The organism is Campylobacter sp. 2018MI13 (genome assembly GCF_018501135.1).
Classification (GTDB): Bacteria; Campylobacterota; Campylobacteria; order Campylobacterales; family Campylobacteraceae; genus Campylobacter_E.
Map to the genome: position 1 here is coordinate 1 of NZ_JAHCZC010000100.1, position 5,219 is coordinate 5,219.

The 5,219-nt window shown below is 26.9% G+C and carries 4 protein-coding genes; all 4 read left to right on the top strand.

Going from position 1 to position 5,219, the window contains the following annotated elements:
- The coding region (locus KJQ99_RS08615) for an EAL domain-containing protein (RefSeq protein ID WP_214150552.1) at window positions 1-982 on the top strand (982 nt) is incomplete at its 5' end.
- Window positions 979-3,114: a type I secretion system permease/ATPase gene (locus KJQ99_RS08620; protein WP_214150553.1), complete on the top strand. Its 2,136-nt coding sequence runs from the start codon at window positions 979-981 to the stop codon at window positions 3,112-3,114. The genes KJQ99_RS08615 and KJQ99_RS08620, both read left to right, overlap by 4 nt.
- Entirely contained in the window at window positions 3,111-4,403 is a 1,293-nt protein-coding gene (locus tag KJQ99_RS08625; RefSeq protein WP_214118428.1) for an HlyD family type I secretion periplasmic adaptor subunit, read from the top strand. Before KJQ99_RS08620 ends, KJQ99_RS08625 begins: the two co-directional genes overlap by 4 nt.
- The gene (locus KJQ99_RS08630) at window positions 4,403-4,990 is read left to right on the top strand and encodes a response regulator transcription factor (protein WP_214118426.1); all 588 of its coding nucleotides are present in this window, start codon (window positions 4,403-4,405) and stop codon (window positions 4,988-4,990) included. The genes KJQ99_RS08625 and KJQ99_RS08630 overlap by 1 nt, the downstream gene beginning before the upstream one ends.
- Window positions 4,991-5,219: the final 229 nt, after the last annotated feature.

The following is a 5,219-nucleotide window of genomic DNA, read 5'->3' on the forward strand; positions in this document are numbered from 1 at the left end:
TTTTGATAGTGAATGTGTGTTTTCAATTAATGAAAATGATTTCGCTGTTTTAGGCGAGAATTCTTTAGGTTTTGAAGAAAACTGCGTAAATTATCTAAATAAAATAAAAGATTTATTTAAAGAATTTGGACTTGATGATAGTGAGTTTTTAATAAGCAGTTCTTTAAGTTCTTATGAAGGAAAAAAGCTAAATGAAATTCTTGCTGAACTAGACTTATTGTTAATTAAAAATAAGACTAATTATTCTTTAAACAAATCAAATAATTCTGATAATATTATCTTAGGTAAAGAGCAATTTAGAACATTTATTTATAACGCTATGAATAATAATGATTTTTGTTTTGCTAGCCAAGAAGTTTTAGATACTGATAATAATGTATATCATAAAGAATTATATTTGAGATTAAAATATAAAAATGAATTAAAAAATGCTTCTTATTTTATGCCTATTGTAAATGAGCTTAATTTATCAAAAGAATTAGATATTTATGTATTAAGTAAGGCTTTAAGTGAAGAATTTAAATCAGGAATTTCTGTAAATATTTCAAATGATTTAATAAAAGCAGAAAATTATCAAAAATTAGAAAAAATATTCAAAACTAGAAAAAATGAAAAAGTTTATTTAGAACTTGCTATGAGTAAGGAATTAAATATTAGAAATCTTATTGAGTTTTCAAGATTTGCTAAGACTTATGATATAGCTTTAGGGCTTGACCATTTTACTTTAAACAAAGAAAACTTAAGTATTTTAAATGAATTAAATATTTCTTATATTAAAGTTCAGGCAAGAACATTGCTTGATTTATTAGAAGATGTTAATGCTAGTGGGGCTAAAAATGCTTTAGAAATTATCTTAAATTCAAAAGGAATAAAAATAATTGCAATAGGTATAGAAGATGAAGAAACTTATAACAAAATAAAAGAATTAAATATTAATTTAGTTCAAGGAAATTACACAAGTAAAGTTAAGGAAGAAATATGATAAATACAAAAACAGATGAATTGCTAGATTGTCTAGTTATTCTTACTAAGCTTTATAACAATCCTTATAGTGCCGAAGCACTTACGGCTGGGTTGCCTTATGATAAAAATTTAGGCGGTATAGAGCTATTTTCAAAAAATAATAAAAAATCTCTTTTTAGTAGAGCTGCAAAAAGAGCTGGTTTTGCTAGCACATTAGTGAAAAAAGATTTAAAAGATATTCCTAATTTAGTATTGCCTTGTATTTTAATGCTAAAAGACCAAAAAGCATGTATTTTACAAAGTTTTCAAGATAATGATAAATTAAGTATTATTTTTCCAGGATTTGATGGTGCAGCTACATTGGTTAGTAAAGCAGAAATTGAAGAAGAATATTTAGGCTATGCTTTTTATTTAAAAAGAGAATTTGTTATTAAAAATGAAATAAATAATCTTAAAAATAACCCTAATGAGCATTGGTTTTGGGATACGCTTAAAAAATCAAAATCAATTTATGTAGATGTTTTACTAGCTTCATTTATCATAAATTTATTTGTTTTAGCAGGTCCGCTTTTTACAATGAATGTTTATGATAGGGTTGTGCCTAATAATGCAATTGAGACTTTATGGGTTTTAGCTTTAGGAGTATTTGTTGTTTATACAATTGATATGATTATTAAATTAGTTAGAGCTTATTTTTTAGAAATAGCTTCAAAAAAGAGCGATATTATTATGAGCTCATTAATTTATGAAAGAGTGTTGGATATTAAATTAAGTTCTAGACCTGCTAGTGTTGGTTCTTTTGCACAAAATCTAAAAGAATTTGATACGCTTAAAAGTTTTTTTGCAAATGCTAGTATTGCTGCTATTGTGGATTTGCCATTTTGTATAATATTTTTAGCAACAATTTATTTTCTAGCAGGACATTTAGTAGTAGTTCCTGTTATTGTTATGATACTTATTTTAATTTATACATTTAGTATTAGAAAACCTTTACAGACTTCAATAGAAAGCACATATCAAGCAAGTGCATTTAAAAATGGTGTTTTAATTGAGAGTTTAAATACACTTGAGACAATTAAGACTTTAGGTGCAGCATCTTCTTCTCAATGGATATACGAAGAAGCAACAGGAGAAATTGCTAATAAAAGTATAAAAAATAAATTATTATCTAGTTCTATTCCTATGGTTACAGGGTTTTTAGTTCAATTTAACACTATTGCTATTGTTGTATTGGGTGTTTATATGATTAAGGATATGGAGCTTAGTATGGGTGGTCTTGTTGCTAGTGTGATTTTAAGTTCTCGTGCAATATCTCCTATGGGTCAGGTAGCTTCTCTTATATCAAATTACGAGCAGACTAAAACAGCTTATAAGAGCCTTAATGATATTATGAATATGCCAGTAGAGCGTGAAAATGGCAAAAAATTCGTAAGAAGAAATAATTTCTTAGGTGGTATTGAGTTTAAAAATGTTTCATTTGCTTATCCAGAAGCTAAAAAAGAATCTTTAAGTGATGTTAGTTTTAAGATTAATGCTGGAGAAAAAGTTGCAATTATTGGTAAAAATGGTAGTGGAAAAACAACTATAGAAAAATTAATTATGGGACTTTATGAGCCAAGTAAAGGCAGTATTCATGTAGATGGTATTGATATTGAGCAAATTGACCCAGTGGATTTAAGAGAGCATATTGGCTATGTTTCTCAAGATATTATGCTATTTAAAGGCACTTTAAGAGAAAATATAGTTTATAAAGCACCTTATGCAAGTGATGAAGAAATTATAAAAGCTGCAAATATTTCTTGCGTTAGTGAATTTGTAAATTCTCACCCACTTGGATTTGATATGCCTGTTTATGAGCGTGGAGAAGGTATAAGTGGGGGTCAAAGACAAGCTATTGCAATATCAAGAGCGTTTATAACAAATACACCTATTATGCTATTAGATGAGCCAACAAATCAAATAGATACTCAAACAGAAGCAAAAGTTATAAATAATTTAAAAGAAGCTTGCAAAGATAAAACATTAATAGTAATTACTCATAAACAATCACTTCTTAGTCTAGTTGATAGAATAATTGTAATTGATAATGCTAAGGTAGTTTTAGATGGAAGTAAAGAAGAAGTTTTAGCAAAGTTAGGAGCTAGTAAATGAAAAACTATACAAAAGATGATTTAGATTTTATGAATAGCTTATCACAAGCTGTATTATCAAAAAGCTCTCAAAAAACAAAAACTATGCTTTATATAATTATTACTTGTGTAATTGGTTTGATTGCTTGGATGAGCGTAGCAGAGATTGATGAGATTACAAGGGGGCAGGGCAAGGTAGTGCCTAGTGGTCAAAATCAAGTAGTTCAAAACCTAGAAGGTGGTATAGTTCAAGAATTATTAGTAAGAGAAGGCGATGTTGTAAAAAAAGGTCAAGTATTGCTTAAGATTGATAATAAAAGTTTTGAGAGTTCTTTAGGCGAGAGTGAAGTAAAAATTAGTGAGCTTTTGGCTAAAAAAATTAGGCTTTTTGCTCAAGCAAATAGTAAAGAATTTGATATTAGTATTTTAAGCGAAGATGAAGTAAATAAAATTTTCCCACAGACTTTAAAAAACGAACAAAGTTTATATGAGAGTAATATAGAGCAATTAAAAGAAAAAATTTCTCAAAAAGAAAGCGAAATAAAGGAACTAAAATCAAAAATCAACCATTTAAGCACGAGTTATAATTTAGTATCTAAACAAAATGATTTGACTTATAGTCTTTATAAAAAAGGTAGTGTGAGTGAAGTTGAATATTTACAAATTAGCAGACAATTAAATGATATTAGGGGTGAATTATCTCAAGCAAGATTATCGCTACCTAAATTAGAAGCTACATTAAATGAAATAAGATTAGGTTTTATTAATGATTCTAAAAAAGAACTAAATGAAACAAATGCTGAAATTGCTAGAATTAATAAAAGTCAAATAGGTCTTGATGATAGGGTTGATAGAACCTTAGTAAAAAGCCCTGTAAATGGTATAGTTTCAAAGCTTAATGTTCATACTGTTTCAGGAGTAATCAAGCCAGGTGAAAATATAGCTGAAATAGTTCCACTTGATGATAGATTGATTGCTGAAGTTAAGGTTAAACCTGCTGATGTGGCATTTTTAAGAGAAGGTTTAAGAGCTATTATTAAGGTAAGTGCTTATGATTTTAGTATTTATGGCGGACTTGAAGGACAAGTTATGCAAATTAGTGCCGATACAGAAACCAATGATAAAGGAGAGAGTTTTTATTTAGTAAAAATCGTAACAGAAAAAAATCATCTAGGAACAGATGAGCACCCACTAAATATCAAAGTGGGTATGATAGTAAATGCTGATATTGTTACTGGTAAAAAGACTATATTAGATTATTTATTAAAACCAATATTTAAAACCAAACAAAATGCTTTAAGGGAAAGATAATGCAAATAATTATAAATGTAGAAGATAAAGAGCTAAGAACTTATTTAGAAGAAATATTGAATGATTTTAATGTATATTCAACAAATTATTTAGATGTAATAATAGCTAAATACAAAGATGCTAATGTTATAATTTGCGATAATATTGATAGTATAAAAGAATTATCAAAATATAATTTTAAATGTCTAGCTATATCAAAAAATCCAAATTTTATAGAATCTCAAGCGTTTTTAAATGGCAATGCTAAAGGGTATGCAAACGCAAGAATGCAAAAAATTCACTTTATAGATGCAATTAATTGTATTAGTAATGGCGGTATATGGTTATTGCCTGATATTATTAGTAATATGATAAGTCTTATTAATCAAAGCTATAAACAAGATAATAATGATTTATATGAATTATTAACTGATAGAGAAAAAGTAGTTGCAAATTATATAAAAGATGGATTAAACAACGCACAAATTGCTAATATTTTGCAACTTAGCGAAAGAACTATAAAGGCTATAACTTCAACTATTTATCAAAAAGTAGGGGTTAAGAATAGAATTCAATTCGTAATGGCTTTAAAAAATATTGATAAATAAATATAAAGTCCTATTTTAAATTCTTGTTTAAAATAGGATTAAAATTGTATTCTTTTAGTTAATATTTTTAATTAATAATTATTATTACTTAAGTTTTATTTAACTTTGTTTATTTATACTACGCCTTTTTAAATTATTACAAAAAAGGATTTAAATGAAACTATCACAAAAAATTTCCATATATCTTACCGCAGTTTTAATAATTGCATCAGTAATTTTAACTTCATAC